Here is a 15,042-nt window from a genome sequence, read left to right as displayed (position 1 = left end):
CTAAATTAATTTAGGGTAATTTACTTAATTCCAAGCACTCATATAGATTTGATTTAATCTGTCATCGTTTATATGATTAATATTATGAATATCTATGCCGTTATTTTTAGCAAATGCGCTAGTTTGCTCTATTAATTTATCTATTGTTTTTGTATTGATGAATTTATTATCATCAAGTTCTATTGTGTTTATTTGATTGTGATAGCCAAATTTCCAAGCAAAGTGATGTGCTACTCTTATGCTATTTGTATCATCATCTTTAAACTTTATTAGCAGGTCTTTACCATCTTTTATCAAAAATATTTCATCAGCTTTTAAATTTTGTAATTTTAAAGCATCTTGCCCACCATCATCATAGATTAAATCATTTCCATCACCTTTTCTATAAACATATATATCATTACCAAATCCACCATACAACTTATCATCTCCTTTACCACCGATTAAAGTATCATTTCCTAATTTGGTTGATATAACATCGTTTTTATTACTACCTATTATTACATCATCTTTATAAGATGTGCTTATATTACTTGCATTATCTTGATAGGCTACTGCAAATGTTGATGTAGCAAAATTAGAAAAGCTAAAATCTTTTTCTTTTAAGAATATTATCGCTTCTTTGTTTGCTTGCATACTTACGCTTCTTTTGATAGCTAGTTCATCTAATGTAACATCACTAAAGCTTATGCTACTAATTTTACTTTCATTATTGGTATTATAAAAATCTTTTATTGTTACGCTATTATCTTTATTAAGTGTAATTTTTAAATCATTTAAATCTTTTTTAAATCTTACATCTTTATAGCTTACATCTTTAAAAATAATTGTATTTTTATCAATATTATTTAAATTGCTTTCTATTATGGTATCGTTACCAAAATTAAGCCCAGTAAATGTATAAGTATCGCTTCCAGCCTTACCTACTAGTGTATCATCTCCACCAAATCCATTAAGACTATTATCCTTATCATTGCCTTCTATCACATCATTACTTGAGGTTCCTATATTGCTTAATTAAAATAAAGCATCGCTAAGCTCTTCACTTGAATTTGAATTAAAATACATTCCATTAGTATTTTTAGCTAAATCTTTAAAATGCTCAAACTCATTACGAATAGCTATAAAATTAATTTTTACTGAATTATCTTCGTATTTATTGGTATTATTTGCATTTCTTAGACCTGCTACATAAAAAATTTTAGCTCTACCTTCTACTTCATCTCTTCTATGATTATCATCTCCAGGCTCATCTGTCATTACATACACTTCTTTACTCAAGTGATTATTTGGTGTAAAACGACTCATTCCTTCTAAGATAGCTGCCATAGTGTATTCTGTGCCACCATATTGCAAATTAACACTATTTATTCCACCTAAAAAACCTTGATAATCAGTGTAAGTTCCAATTGTTTTTATATCATTATCATTATAAGTAACTATTGATATTTTAGAATAAAAATTTTCTTTAAAGATATTACTAGCTATAATCTTTGCATTTGCTTTGCAAGTTGCTATATCATCTCCCATAGAACCTGTTGTATCTATTACTATAGCTACTTCTTTGCCTGGATTATCCTTTAAATTAATATTTAAAAATCCATCTTCGCTTTTTTTAAAATTGCGTATGGTTATACTACTATCGCCTTTAGTTACTATTAAATCATTATTGTCTTTAAGCTCATATGTAATACTTGTATCTTTAGCATCTATATATACTTTCCTATCTTCATCATAAGAGCCACCTTCTAATGTAGAGCCATTAAATATTACTTGACCTTTGCCATCCTTATCGTCTATTGTAACCTTACCATTACGAACATAATAAATATCATTACCGCTTATATCGCTAATTGTATGCTCTCCACCATCAATGATAATTAAATCATTTTTATCTAAATTTGTATTTTTACCTAATTTATTATGAGTATTATCAAGCAATACAATATCCCCGCTAATTTGATTTTCATTAGTAAAATGTTTAAGGGTTGTAGAGATTTGGCTTTTAAAACTATTTTCGTCTTGATAAGCTTCTCCTATTTTCTTACCTTTATTTCCACTAGGTTTTTCTATACTGGTTTCTTCTCCGATTATTTTACCTTTATAGTCAGCATACATTCTAACTACTTTCATATGATATTCTTCATCTATATCGCCATCAGGATAAAGTCCAAAAAGATTGGATTCATTTACTCTTCTTACGGCAATTCCATAACCGCTAGTTTTTCGTGAATCTCCGCCATTAGAATTATATCTTATCTCAAACCAAACTCTAGCTCTATCACCTTCTTCAATAGCTTTAGATAAACCAGATCCTATTATGTCAGAACCTCCATTGTATGCTAAATCAATGAGAGCTATAATTTCTTTGTTGTTTTTTAATTCATCAAATCTTTCTCTACTAATTTTCAATTTTTTAATAACTGCATCTTCATAAATAGGTATTTTATTTTTAAATAATTGCAACGCTACTCCATCTTTAAGGGTTATACTACTATTGAGTTTTGTATATGTATCAATAAAACCATCACCTTCTTTCTTGGTTTTTATTTTAGATAAAGCAAATAATAAGTTATTCATACTTTTCTCTTGTTCTTTAGTAATTATCATTCCAGCTTCTTTAAAATCTTTTACCCAAGTATTTTTATGAGCAAACAAATCATATCCAATACCGATTGCTGGTCTAAGCTTACTATCAAGATAAACCTTGCTTTTATCACCTTCATTGCTTTTAATAAACCCATATAGTTTTTCACTATAACCACCTGCATTATGCAAACCTGTAAGTTTCATTCTTTCTCCTTTTTTAAATTTGTTTCACAATCTAAATATTCTATTTTGGTTTTATGAAAAGAGCAGTTTTTATAATAAGCATAATATTCATCAGAAGTCATAGCAAAAATACTATTGAGATTTATGCTATAGCCTGTATTATTGTATATAATATAACTTAGAATATAATCTCTTTCTCTATAGTTTATCGCAAAAACATTTTTTGTATGTTCGTAAAAACGATATGACATTTTCATTTTATTAGATTTTTTTAAAAGCTTTAATAAATCCTTATTTTTCATAGGGTGATTGCAAAAATCTTTTTCTATAAACAATATATTTCCAAATTCTCCTGATAAGGCTAAGTAGTTTTTATTATCTAAAACCACATCACTTATAGTTATATTTTTGTGTTTTTCTATGTATTTTTTACCTTTAATTTTACTTGCAAAATAGAGCTCTCCATTTTTATCAACTTCTATAAAACGATAATACACATAATTTGGCTCTATATATTTAAAAACTTCTCTATCAAGCCCTAAATCCCAGCAGTATTTAAGAGTGTCCTTTACTTCTTGGCTTGCGTAAGGCTTAGCATCTACAATTTTTGGCTTTATTTTTATATCTTTGTATCTAAAAAAATCTTGCCAAAAATTATTTAGTGGTGATTCTTCACACTCTACAACATAATTGCCTTTATAACACTCAGTTGAGTTTTCTTGAATTACTTTTATATGTTCTATTAATTCTTTAGGATAGGTTTTTGAGTTTTCAAGACTAGTGCTAAGCTCTTTTATTCTAGCTTTATAAGAACTTATAATGCAATTATTGTCATCTTTGCAATCACTAATGTTTTTTAAAAAATTATCTTGGTCTTGTCTTATTTCTTTTGTAATATAAGGAAAGTTTTTATAAATACTATCTAGCTTTATTTTTAACTTATTTATTTGATATGAATAAATATTTGTAATTAGTAAAATAGCTAATATTTTAAACATAACTCTCCTTTATTTTTCATATCATAGCATTAACTTAATAAAAATATTAAAAATAATTATTAATTTTAATATTTATGTTACTTTTTGTAATATTTTTAAATTCCTATTTCAAATTCTCATAATTTTTAAAAGAATTTAAAATAGGAATTTAAATTAAGAATATATAAAAAAAGTTAGTGTATTTATGTTTTAATTTTTAGTATCCTTAAAGAATACTAAAAATCATAAGCCTTTTAAGCCGAATAATTTATATTGCCATTTTATCTCGGTAAATTTCTTTAAAACTTTTGCTAAAAAGCCACTAAAATCTCTACCTTGCACGCTTGCAACTGCGTATTTTTCACTTAAAGAACAAACACTTCCTTGGTCTTTATAACTAAATTTTTCTTTAAAACTTTGATTATTTAGTCTAGCGCTTAGACTTTTTGCTAAATAATTTCCTTGTTTGCAAGCAATTTGTGCTGTTGGTGCAAAAGGTCTATCATTATTCATAATCAAAGAACAATCTCCTAAAATATAACAATTATCATAATTTGGAGCTTGTAAATACTCATTAACTAAAACCCTATTGTTTTTGCTCTCAAACACACTATTTCCTATAACTGCATTTCCCTTAACTCCGGCAGTAAAAATAATGTTTTTTGAATCTATATAATTTTCTTCATTATTTAAATAAATTCTATCGCCTTGTTTTTTTATAATTTTATGTGAGCTTAAGACTTTTACCCCTAAATTTTCTAAATATTTTCTAGCAACTTTAGCTAATTCTTTGTTATACATAGGCAAAATCTCATCCATTGCCTCAATTATATAAATATTTGCATCTATATCTTTTGACTTACAAACTTGAGCAATAGAAGCACATAATTCAACCCCGCTAAAACCTGCTCCACAAATCACAACATTTTTATAAATACTTTCTGATTTCTCTAAGTTTTTATACAAATCTTCTTTTGTTTTAAGTGCGTTTTCATAATCGCCTATTTCGTAAGTTTCTTCTAGCCCTTCAATGCCAAAAGTATTTTTATTCGCTCCTAAACCTATATAAATTTCATCAAAATCATAATCAGTGTTTTTGCAATACAATTTATTAGGCTCTATTTTTATAGCTGTGTCTTGAATGATTACTATTTCTTCTGGAATGATTGATTTTAAATCAATTTTAATATTTTTTTCGCTTTCATCTGCTGCAATTTTATGTAATTCTGTTGTTTTGTAGTGATATGAATTATTATTTATTAATAAAAATTCAGCCTTTTTTAAATCTTCTTTACTAAGACTTTTGATTAAAGATAAATTCGCATATCCAGCGCCTAAAAAAATGATTTTTTTCATAACACTCCTTTTATTTTAATTTTATAATGTATTCTCCTACATTTTTTTGAATATCATAATCATAAATTCCATCTAATTTAATAACAAGTCTATAAAAATTTCTATGAACCCCTGAATATATCTCATCAACATAATCAGCCTCCATTTTAAAATGCTTGTTTTGTAGGACATAATTAGTTTTAAAATCCATTACAATTCTATTTGGATTTTTTAGGCTAAATTCTCTAAGTAAATTATTGTGAGTTTTAATATGTATATTTTTTTTATCAAGTATTACATTAAAATCATTTGAAAAAGTATATTCTAAAGGCTTATATTGCTTAACTTCTTCTACTATTTCTGGTGTTTTGATAGGCTGTTCTTTTTCTTCTTCTTTGTTTAAAGCTAATTTGATTTTATCTTCAACTTTAAGCTCTGTTTTTTGCTCTTTATCTTCTTTTATACTAAGTTCTCTTGCATCAAGCATCATATAAACCTTATGCCAATCAAGCCCTTGATTTACATCTATTTCGTATTCTTTTAAAGTCCCATCTACATTTGTATAAATTAATTTTATTTTATTTAAAATTCTTGCATCGCTTGGGACATTAAAGGCTATTTTTTGCAATTCTTTAATCTCTTCAATAGGACTTGGATTGTTAATATTTACAATAGGAACGAATGGATTTTCTCTTGCAAATAAAAATAAAGATATAAAAAGCAAAAAGCCCTTTTTCATAATCATAAATCCTTTCTAAAAAACGCCCTTACTAAGTCCATATTTATATAAAATTCTTTCATTAAAGTAAGTGCTAAATATTTGCCAAAAAAAGTATTTTGAATAATACCATTATTTATGTTAATTGCACCAACACTTTTCATTGCTTTTAATCTAAAACCTAAATGTTTTTCTAAATCGCAATTATAATTTTGATTAAAATTATTAATATTTAAATTATCCTTAAAAAATTCTGTTAAAAATATATAATTAATCACATCTTCATCGCTAAAATCAATATGAGCTAGTTTTTTATTCTTGCCTTCTAGCACCTTAGCCTTATAATCATCAAGCTTAAAAGCATTTACCAAAAGCTTGTTTTCTGTGAAAGAAAACGCCCCACTTCCAGCTCCAATATATTCATGATGAGTGCTTACATATTCATCATTAAAATTAGTCCTATCTTTAGAAAAACTCCATGAATTATTTTGCTCATAATCACTAAAATAATCACAAATTATCTTATAAAACTCATATTCATTGTCTTGCTTATCTATTCCTAATTTTGCAGCGATTATTTCTTTTGTTAAATTAGATTTCATTAATGGATACAAAGTTATTTGCGATGGAGCAATGCTTTTTGCTAATTCTATATCTTTAATTAGCATTTGCTTAGTTTGTGATGGGAAATTAAAAATCAAATCAATGCTAAAAGTAGGAAGTATTCCGTTAGCTAATTCTAATTTTTTTACTAATTCTTTTTGCTCGCCAAATTTTTCTAAGCGATTAACCTTTCTTAAAATATCATTATCAAAGCTTTGAACCCCACAACTAAGCCTATCAATAAGCCCTTTAAAATCTTTTAAAACTTCTGGTTTTATATGATTTGGATCGCTCTCACAAGAAATCTCTTCAATGCTAAATAAATCCTTGCATAAACTAAGAGTTTTTATAAGTTCATCTTCATTTATAAGTGTAGTTCCACCGCCTACATAAAGCGTATTGAAGTCATATCCTAAGTCTTTAAATTGTTGCAATTCAACTCTTAAAATTTTAAAATATTCCTTGCATAATTCTTCATCATAAGCAAACTTATGAAAACTACAATATGGACAAAATGTATGACAAAATGGCACATGAATATAAAGCATTACCTTTTTATTATCTTTTGCCTTATTTAACACAATTTCTTCTTTGAATTTGAATTTTGATTTTAGTTCTTTATTTAAAAAATTACAGGTATATTTTAAAGCTTGTTTTTGCAAAAAATTCATTAATAACCTTTATTAAATATTAAAAAATGTTTTTAGTTTATACAAATAAAATTAATTTCTAGAATTTGAAATAGGAATTACAATTTCTCTTAATTAAGTTTAAGAATTACTTAAAATTTTTAAGTTAATATAAATTATCAATTAAATTATTAAGGAGTTATTTATGCTTAAAAAAGTTTTATTTGTAATGTTTATTTTACTTAATGCTTATTCAATAGAAGTTACAGATATTTTAGGTCGCAAAGTCAATATTAAAGATAATGTTTCTAAAGTAGCTTTAACTTTTTATTTTGAAGAATATTTCAGCGCAACAGGTAAACAAGGTGTATCAAAAATAGCTGCTTGGTCTAAAAAATATTGGCATGGTAGAAGACAAGCTAGCTGGGATGCTTTTACTAAAGAATTCCCTACTCTTTTAGATATTCCTGACATTGGTTATGGTCCTAAAAAAACTATATCTTTTGAAAAAATAATATCTTTACAACCTGATTTGGTAATATTTGCAAAAATAGATTATGAATATGTAAAAAATAATTTAGAAAAATTAGAAAAAGCAAATATTCCTGCAGTTTTTATAGATTTTCATGATGAAAACTTAGATAATCACTTAAAAAGTATGCAAATTTTAGGTGCGATTTTTAACGAAAATGAAAGAGTAGAAAAAATAAATAATTTTTATAAATCTAAGTTTGATTTAGTAACAACTAGAATTAATAATGCAAAAGATTTAAAAAGACCTAAAGTATATGCAGAATTTAGTGAAAAAGCAGGTGCTATGCAAATAGGCGTAACTTGGGATAATAAAATGTGGGGAGCTTTTATTGAATTAGCTGGTGGAGAAAATATCGCAAAAGGCAAAATAAAAGGAACAAGCGCTCCATTAAACCCAGAACTAATAATATCAGCTAATCCTGATGTAATAATATTTGCAGGTAATTATTTTGAAAATAGTTTTAAAAATATCCCATTAGGTTATAACATAACAGAAGAACAAGCTAAGCTTAATCTAAAAGCTTATGAAGATAGACTTGGCTGGAGTAAAATAAATGCTGTTAAAAACAAAAATATGTATGCTTTATATCATGATTTAAGTAGGCATATATTTGATTTTGCAGGAATTTTATTCTTTGCTAAAGCAATTCATCCTGAATTATTTAGCGATATAGACCCTAAAAAAGAATTAGAGTTATTTTTCAATGAATTTTATCCTATACCACTAAGCGGAACTTGGATGGTTAAATTTTGAAAGTAGGTAGTTTTTATAAAGAATTAGTATTAAAAAGACTAATTTATTTAGCAATTGCTTTAGGGCTTTTATTAATTTGTTTAGTAGTAGATATAGGCTTAGGACCTGCTAAATATTCACCTAGTACTATAATAAATGCTATATTTTTTAATGAAAGCAATGAGAGTATAAAAGTTATTTTATTTGATATTAGAATTCCTCAAGCTCTAATGGCAATAATTGCTGGAGCAGTTTTAGGGCTTAGTGGAGCTATTATGCAAACAATACTAGCAAACCCCCTAGCCTCTCCTTATACTTTAGGTATAGGTTCGGCTGCTAGTTTTGGTGCTGCTTTAGGAATATTGCTTTTTGATGGGGCTTTTTTTGGGATTTCATCTCTTGCTTTTATTTTCTCAACCATTAGCATTCTAGCTATATATTTTTTAAGTAAAAGGATATTTTTAGGTGGTTCAACCATAGTTTTAATAGGTATTGTTATGGTTTTTATATACCAAAGTTTGCAAGCTTTTGTAATTTATCTTGCAAATGAAATTGAAGTATCTAGCATAGTGTTTTGGACCTTTGGCTCATTATCAAGAGCTACTTATTTAAATTGCTTAATTTTATTTATTGCTTTTAGTATTGTTTTAGTAGTAGTTTTAATGAAATCTTGGGAATTAAATGCCTTGTTATTAGGAGATGAAAAGGCTCAAAGCTTAGGAGTAAAAACTTTTAAAATAAAAATCTCAATGCTTGTATTAATATCTTTTCTTACTACCATTTGCGTATGTTTTGTAGGAACTATAGGTTTTGTTGGCTTAGTGGGCGCACATATTGCAAGATTAATAATAGGCTCAGAACAAAGATTTTTCCTAGTATTTTCTAGCCTTGTTGGAAGTTTGTTATTACTCATTTCTTCTTCTATTAGCAAAAGTGTAATTGATGGGGTAGTATTTCCGATAGGAATTATTACTTCTTTAATAGGAGCTATATTTTTCTTAAGTATTTTGCTAAAAAAGGGTATTAAATGATAGTTAGCAATTTAAGTTTTTCTTATAAAAACCAAAATATTTTAAATGATATTAATTTTAGCGTAAAAGATGGCGAAATTATAATGGTTTTAGGGGTTAATGGAGTTGGAAAAAGCACTTTAATGAAATGCTTAGCTGGTGTTTTAAGTCATAATGGCTTAATAGATTTAGAAGGAATAAAACCAACAAAAATCGGCTATATGACTCAAAATATTGTTTCAAATGATTGTTTGAGTGTTTTTGAATTTATTTTGCTAGGAAGAATAGGAGAATTAAGGTTTAAAGTAAGCGATAAGGACTTATTAAGAGTTGAGCATGTAATAAGTCATTTAAAAATTGAACATTTAGCAAAAAGAAATTTTAACGAACTCTCAGGCGGTCAGCAAAGATTAGTAATAGTTGCTCAAATGCTAGCAAAAGAGCCAAAATTAATGTTCCTTGATGAACCAACTGCTAATTTAGATATAGCAAGAGAAAAGGAAATTATGGAACTAATAAAGCAATATTGCAAATTCTATAATGTCGCAGCAATTATTAATATTCACAATATAAACCACGCTTTAAAATATGCCGATAAGATTTTATTGCTTAAAGAAGGTAAGAGTGCTTTTTTTGGAGAAGTTAATGAACTTAAATTAGATATTTTAGAAGAATGCTTTAAAGTGAAATTTGATACTTATTTTAATGCTAATAATGACAAAATAATTTTTGAAAAATACTAAGATTAAGAATTTGAAATTCCTATTTCAAATTCTTTAAAAATATTACTATTTTACACACTTTAAAATAAATTACTAATTTACACACTAAACTTACTCTTTATTAAACTTTAAAATCTAATGTTTTCGTAAAAAATTAAGGAGAAATAATGAGCGTTTTAGAACATTTCAAGCAAATTGCAGCAATTCCGCATTGTAGTTTTGATGCGGTGAAATTAAAAGATTTTTTAATTAATTACGCTAAATCAAAAGGCTTTGAAGTGCTAGTTGATAAAGCAGAAAATATTTTATGCAAAAAAGGAAATCCTAATATATGCTTACAAAGTCATTATGATATGGTTTGTGTAGGCGATGCACCTAATATAAATATCATAGAAAGCGATGGTTTTATAAAAGCAAATAATTCAACCTTAGGCGCTGATAATGGAATAGGAATTGCCATTATGATGGAAGCTATGAATGAGTTTAGCGACCTTGAATGCTTATTTACTGCCAATGAAGAAGTGGGGTTAATAGGAGCTAATAATTTAGAGCTAAAAATTAGCTCAAAGCATTTATTAAATCTTGATAGCGAGTGCGTAGATAGAGTTATCATAGGCTGTGCGGCAAGTTTAATGATGAATGTAAATATCAAATTAAGCTACAAAAATCCTAGCAAAAAATACCTATATGAAGCTCACACTAAAGGCTATAAAGGCGGACATAGCGGAATTGATATTATTAAAAACATTCCTAGTGCAATAAGTGATTTGGCTTTATTTTTATACAAAAATGATGCTGAATTAGTAAGCTTTAATGGAGGCGAAAGAACTAATAGTATAAGCGTAAATGCAAAGGCTATTTTTTATAGCGACGCTGAATTAAAATCAAGCGAAAATATAGAAATTACGAAGCTTGAAAGCAAAGGCGAAAAAGTAATAGAACAAGATATTTTAAGCCGTCTTGCAAGTTATAAGCACGGAGTTTGGTCTTATTCAAAAGATTTAAATATAGTAAAAACTAGCGTAAATCTAGCAATTATCAAGCAAAATAACGATGAATTAGAACTGCAAATGTTTGCAAGAAGTGATAATTCAGCAGATTTAGATGAAGTGTTTTATAAAACTAAAGCGCATTTTAACAATGACAATGTAAAACTTATTGCAAAAGATGAGCCTTGGGAACCTGTGCCAAATGATTTTACTTATGCAGTGCTTAATTCTTTACAAAAATATAATCCAAAAGCTAGTATGAGTAGTATTCATGCAGGACTTGAATGCGGAGTTTTAAAGACTAAACAAAGTGAATTATTATGCGCTTCAATTGGGCCAAATATATTAAATCCACATAGTATTTATGAAAGATGTGAAATAAGCACAATTGATGTTATCAAAAACGCAACATTTGATTTAATTAAAAATTACAAATAAAAGGAGAATAAAATGAGTTATCGTATTGAACACGACACAATGGGTGAGGTAAAGGTTCCTGCAGATAAATTGTGGGCAGCACAAACACAAAGAAGTTTGGAAAATTTTAAAATAGGCACAGAAAAAATGCCAGTAGAATTAATACAATCTTTTGCGTATCTTAAAAAATCTTTAGCTTTAGTAAATAACGACTTAGGTAAATTAGATAATGCTAAAAAAGATGCTATCGTTAAAGCTTGTGATGAAATAATTGCTGGTAAGCATAATGATGAGTTTCCATTAGCTATTTGGCAAACAGGCTCAGGTACTCAAACAAATATGAACCTAAACGAAGTTATAGCAAACCTTGCAACTAAACTAAATGGAATGGATTTTACAAAAGAAAAAATCGTTCATCCAAACGATCATGTAAATATGAGCCAAAGCTCAAACGATACATTCCCAACAGCAATGCATATTGTTGCAGTCTTAGAAACTGAAAAAACACTAATTCCTGCGCTAGAAATTCTAGAAAAAACACTAGATAAAAAAGCAAAAGAATTTGAAAATATAATTAAAATCGGAAGAACACATTTACAAGATGCAACCCCACTTACTTTAGGACAAGAATTTAGCGGATATGTATATATGTTGCAAAGCTCAAAAAGACATATCTTAAAAGCACTTGAAGATGTAAGAGAGCTAACAATTGGTGGAACAGCAGTTGGAACTGGAATTAACGCTCATCCAGAGCTTAGTGAAAAAGTATCAGCGAAATTAACCGAGCTTTTAGACACTAAGTTTATAAGCAGTCCAAATAAATTCCACGGACTTACAAGCCATGATGCTTTAGTATTTTTACATGGTGCATTTAAAGGTCTTGCAGCAAACCTTATGAAAATAGCAAACGATATTAGATGGCTTGCTAGTGGTCCTAGATGTGGTTTAGGTGAGCTTAACATTCCAGAAAATGAGCCAGGTAGTTCAATTATGCCAGGTAAAGTAAATCCTACTCAAAGCGAAGCTTTAACAATGGTTAGCGTTCAAGTTATGGGAAATGATGCAGCAATTGGCTTTGCAGCTTCTCAAGGTAATTTTGAGCTAAATGTATTTAAGCCTGTAATTATTTATAATTTCTTACAAAGCTTAAGATTATTAGCAGATGCGATGATTAGCTTTAATGATAATTGTGCGATTGGGATTACTCCAAATATTGATAAGATTACTTATAATCTAAACAATTCTTTAATGCTAGTAACTGCACTAAACCCACATATAGGCTATGAAAATGCTGCAAAAGTTGCAAAAAATGCTCACAAAAAAGGAATAAGCTTAAAAGAATCTTGCTTAGAATTAGGATTATTAAGTGCAGATGATTTTGATAAATTCGTTGTTCCTGCAAATATGATTAAGCCAAAATGAAAGAACTAATATTAGCAATTGAAAGTAGCTGCGATGATTCAAGCATCGCAGTTATTGATGTAAATACTTATGAATGTGTTTTTTATGAAAAAATCTCTCAAGATGAGCATTCAGATTTTGGTGGAGTTGTGCCTGAGCTTGCATCAAGACTACATACTGAAGCTTTGCCTAAAATACTAGCTAAAACTAAGCCATTTTTTAATGATTTAAAAGCAATTGCAGTTACAAATGAACCAGGTTTATCAGTATCGCTTCAAAGTGGTGTTGCTATGGCTAAGGCTTTAAGCGTAGCATTAAATCTACCTTTAATAGCTGTAAATCATTTAAAAGGACATATTTGTTCTTTATTTTTAGATAGCGAATTAGAAAATGATTTTTTGGTTTTATTAGTAAGTGGTGGCCATACTATGATAATTGAAATTTCAAAAGAATTTGAAATAGGAATTTTAGCAAGCACAAGTGATGATAGTTTTGGTGAAAGCTTTGATAAAGTTGCTAAAATGATGAATTTAGGTTATCCAGGTGGGGTTTTTATTGAAGAATTAGCTAAGCTTGAAAGTAATAATACTTATGAGTTTTCTTTACCAATTCCTAATAAAAATAGACTTGAATATTCGTTTTCTGGTATTAAAAACCAAGTAAGATTAGCTATACAAAATAGCATAGATAATAATACTTTAGAGCAAGATAAGGCAAATATAGCAGCAGCATTTCAAAGAATTGCGTGTAAGCATATAATTAATAAATTAAATATAGTTTTATCAAAAAGACATTATAAAGCTTTAGGAGTTGTTGGGGGTGCGAGTGCAAACTTACTACTAAGAAGTGAATTAGAAAAAATTGCTAAAAAACATAATTCAAAACTACTTTTAGCACCATTAAAGTATTGTTCTGATAATGCTTTAATGATAGCAAGAGCAGCCATTAATGCATATAAACATAAAGATTTCGTAAATATAAGTGATGATATAATAAATCCAAAATCAAAAAATTTTCAAAGGTTATAAGAAATAATGAAAAAATTATTATTAATTTTAAGTTTCATAGGAATATTATTCGCAAAAGATTATGGCTATTACATTAGCGTTGATGAAAAAGGAAAACAAACTGCAAGATGGCATATTTATGAAGAAAATAATGAATTATTTGGTAAAGTAGTAAAGCTATTTGAATATCCTGATAGTGAGATTTGCGATGCTTGTGAGAAAACTTATCCATTTTTTACCTATGCAAAAGATGCAAGTAAAATGAAAATTGTTGGAGCTCCACTTTTATATAAACTAAAAAAAGAAGGTGCTAATACATATAAAAGTGGTTATATAATTGACCCTGAGAGCGGGAAATTATATAGAGCTAATGCTACTTTTAAAGATGATAAATTAATTTTAAGGGGATATATAGGCTTTTCTTTAATAGGAAGAAGTCAAACTTGGATTAAGGAAAAATAATGCAAGATTTACTTACTCTTGCAAAAAAAGCTGCAAAATTAGCAGGAGAAGAACTGCTTAGCATAAAACATCCTTTAATAAAAACCAAACCAGATGGTAGTTTAGTAAGCTCAGCTGACTTAAAAGCAAATGAAATAATATGTGATATTTTAAAAGAAAGTAAAATTAGTATTTGTTCAGAAGAACAAATACTTGATTATGAAAAAAGAAAAAAAGCTCCATTTTGGCTAATAGACCCACTAGATGGAACCACTAATTATTTAAAAACTAGAAAGAATTTTTGCATTTGCATAAGTTTGATTGATGGTGCTAGACCAATTCTTGGCTTAATTTATGATGTTTGTAATAAAGATATTTATTATTCAGCTAAAGGTATGCCAGTGTATAAAAATCAAGAAATCTTAAATAAAATTAAAAAAGAATCTAATAAAGCTTTAGTATCTTTAAGAAAAGATCAAAACGAAAATAATGCAAAAATACCTTTTAGCTATGGCTACACAGCATTAAATATAGGTTCGGCTTTAAAATTTTGTGCTTTGCTTGAAGGCTTTGCTGATGTATATTTAAGATATGAAATGCTTAATTCTTGGGATTTAGCTGCTGGGGACTTTTTGATAAATCAAAGCGGTGGCCTTATGTTAGGTCTTGATAAACAAAAATTAAACTATAATAAACCAAATTTTACTTGCAAACCTTTCATAGCGTTTTCAAGTGTATATAATAAGGATTAAAT

At 27.8% G+C, this 15,042-nt stretch carries 14 protein-coding genes; 8 read left to right on the top strand and 6 right to left on the bottom strand.

All coding sequences use genetic code 11. The annotated features are described in order from the left end of the window. Window positions 1–24 precede the first annotated feature (24 nt). From AVANS_RS04645 to AVANS_RS04620, 6 genes are all read right to left on the bottom strand, one after another. Window positions 25–1,008: a hypothetical protein gene (locus tag AVANS_RS04645; RefSeq protein ID WP_275583462.1), complete on the bottom strand. Its 984-nt coding sequence runs from the start codon at window positions 1,006–1,008 to the stop codon at window positions 25–27. 9 nt (window positions 1,009–1,017) lie between these two features. Then, window positions 1,018–2,793, bottom strand: a complete 1,776-nt coding sequence (locus AVANS_RS04640) for a VWA domain-containing protein (RefSeq protein WP_239818493.1) — start codon at window positions 2,791–2,793, stop codon at window positions 1,018–1,020. After that, the gene (locus AVANS_RS04635; RefSeq protein WP_239818492.1) at window positions 2,790–3,770 is read right to left on the bottom strand and encodes a hypothetical protein; all 981 of its coding nucleotides are present in this window, start codon (window positions 3,768–3,770) and stop codon (window positions 2,790–2,792) included. The genes AVANS_RS04640 and AVANS_RS04635 overlap by 4 nt, the downstream gene beginning before the upstream one ends. 222 nt (window positions 3,771–3,992) lie before the next feature. Continuing rightward, a complete protein-coding gene (locus AVANS_RS04630) occupies window positions 3,993–5,105 on the bottom strand; it encodes an FAD-dependent oxidoreductase (protein WP_239818491.1) in 1,113 nt (370 codons plus the stop codon). A gap of 10 nt (window positions 5,106–5,115) precedes the next feature. Then, window positions 5,116–5,823, bottom strand: coding sequence for an AMIN domain-containing protein (locus AVANS_RS04625; RefSeq protein WP_239818490.1), 708 nt, complete (start codon window positions 5,821–5,823; stop codon window positions 5,116–5,118). A gap of 2 nt (window positions 5,824–5,825) precedes the next feature. After that, window positions 5,826–7,076 (bottom strand): coproporphyrinogen III oxidase family protein, encoded by a 1,251-nt coding sequence (locus AVANS_RS04620; RefSeq protein WP_239818489.1) that lies wholly within the window; start codon window positions 7,074–7,076, stop codon window positions 5,826–5,828. A gap of 163 nt (window positions 7,077–7,239) precedes the next feature. On the opposite strand from AVANS_RS04620, the gene AVANS_RS04615 reads away from it, so the two are divergent. The 8 genes from AVANS_RS04615 (at window position 7,240) to AVANS_RS04580 (ending at window position 15,040) form a co-directional block, all read left to right on the top strand. Further along, window positions 7,240–8,322, top strand: coding sequence for an ABC transporter substrate-binding protein (locus AVANS_RS04615; protein WP_239818488.1), 1,083 nt, complete (start codon window positions 7,240–7,242; stop codon window positions 8,320–8,322). Further along, window positions 8,319–9,332, top strand: coding sequence for an iron ABC transporter permease (locus tag AVANS_RS04610; RefSeq protein WP_239818487.1), 1,014 nt, complete (start codon window positions 8,319–8,321; stop codon window positions 9,330–9,332). Before AVANS_RS04615 ends, AVANS_RS04610 begins: the two co-directional genes overlap by 4 nt. Beyond that, the gene (locus AVANS_RS04605) at window positions 9,329–10,054 is read left to right on the top strand and encodes an ABC transporter ATP-binding protein (RefSeq protein ID WP_239818486.1); all 726 of its coding nucleotides are present in this window, start codon (window positions 9,329–9,331) and stop codon (window positions 10,052–10,054) included. The genes AVANS_RS04610 and AVANS_RS04605 overlap by 4 nt, the downstream gene beginning before the upstream one ends. Window positions 10,055–10,200: 146 nt before the next feature. Continuing rightward, complete coding sequence (locus AVANS_RS04600; protein ID WP_239818485.1) at window positions 10,201–11,460, top strand: M20/M25/M40 family metallo-hydrolase; 1,260 nt, start codon at window positions 10,201–10,203, stop codon at window positions 11,458–11,460. Between the two features lie 12 nt (window positions 11,461–11,472). Continuing rightward, on the top strand, window positions 11,473–12,861 hold the full coding sequence (fumC, locus tag AVANS_RS04595; protein WP_239818484.1) for a class II fumarate hydratase: 1,389 nt from the start codon (window positions 11,473–11,475) through the stop codon (window positions 12,859–12,861). Then, the gene (gene tsaD / locus AVANS_RS04590) at window positions 12,858–13,868 is read left to right on the top strand and encodes a tRNA (adenosine(37)-N6)-threonylcarbamoyltransferase complex transferase subunit TsaD (protein WP_239818483.1); all 1,011 of its coding nucleotides are present in this window, start codon (window positions 12,858–12,860) and stop codon (window positions 13,866–13,868) included. The genes fumC and tsaD overlap by 4 nt, the downstream gene beginning before the upstream one ends. Window positions 13,869–13,874: 6 nt before the next feature. Next, complete coding sequence (locus AVANS_RS04585) at window positions 13,875–14,309, top strand: DUF2147 domain-containing protein (protein WP_239818482.1); 435 nt, start codon at window positions 13,875–13,877, stop codon at window positions 14,307–14,309. Next, complete coding sequence (locus tag AVANS_RS04580) at window positions 14,309–15,040, top strand: 3'(2'),5'-bisphosphate nucleotidase CysQ (RefSeq protein WP_239818481.1); 732 nt, start codon at window positions 14,309–14,311, stop codon at window positions 15,038–15,040. The genes AVANS_RS04585 and AVANS_RS04580 overlap by 1 nt, the downstream gene beginning before the upstream one ends. Window positions 15,041–15,042: the final 2 nt, after the last annotated feature.

The sequence above is a fragment of the Campylobacter sp. RM5004 genome, assembly GCF_022369455.1.
Taxonomy (GTDB): Bacteria; Campylobacterota; Campylobacteria; order Campylobacterales; family Campylobacteraceae; genus Campylobacter_E.
This window is presented reverse-complemented; position numbering and strand designations above follow the sequence as displayed.

Bases quoted from the DNA above. Each gene is read 5' to 3' on its own strand.
- AVANS_RS04640 (WP_239818493.1), bottom strand. From the start codon at position 2,793: ATGAAACTTACAGGTTTGCATAATGCAGGTGGTTATAGTGAAAAACTA.
- AVANS_RS04635 (WP_239818492.1), bottom strand. From the start codon at position 3,770: ATGTTTAAAATATTAGCTATTTTACTAATTACAAATATTTATTCATAT.
- AVANS_RS04630 (WP_239818491.1), bottom strand. From the start codon at position 5,105: ATGAAAAAAATCATTTTTTTAGGCGCTGGATATGCGAATTTATCTTTA.
- AVANS_RS04625 (WP_239818490.1), bottom strand. From the start codon at position 5,823: ATGAAAAAGGGCTTTTTGCTTTTTATATCTTTATTTTTATTTGCAAGA.
- AVANS_RS04620 (WP_239818489.1), bottom strand. From the start codon at position 7,076: ATGAATTTTTTGCAAAAACAAGCTTTAAAATATACCTGTAATTTTTTA.
- AVANS_RS04615 (WP_239818488.1), top strand. From the start codon at position 7,240: ATGCTTAAAAAAGTTTTATTTGTAATGTTTATTTTACTTAATGCTTAT.
- AVANS_RS04605 (WP_239818486.1), top strand. From the start codon at position 9,329: ATGATAGTTAGCAATTTAAGTTTTTCTTATAAAAACCAAAATATTTTA.
- AVANS_RS04600 (WP_239818485.1), top strand. From the start codon at position 10,201: ATGAGCGTTTTAGAACATTTCAAGCAAATTGCAGCAATTCCGCATTGT.
- fumC (WP_239818484.1), top strand. From the start codon at position 11,473: ATGAGTTATCGTATTGAACACGACACAATGGGTGAGGTAAAGGTTCCT.
- tsaD (WP_239818483.1), top strand. From the start codon at position 12,858: ATGAAAGAACTAATATTAGCAATTGAAAGTAGCTGCGATGATTCAAGC.
- AVANS_RS04585 (WP_239818482.1), top strand. From the start codon at position 13,875: ATGAAAAAATTATTATTAATTTTAAGTTTCATAGGAATATTATTCGCA.
- AVANS_RS04580 (WP_239818481.1), top strand. From the start codon at position 14,309: ATGCAAGATTTACTTACTCTTGCAAAAAAAGCTGCAAAATTAGCAGGA.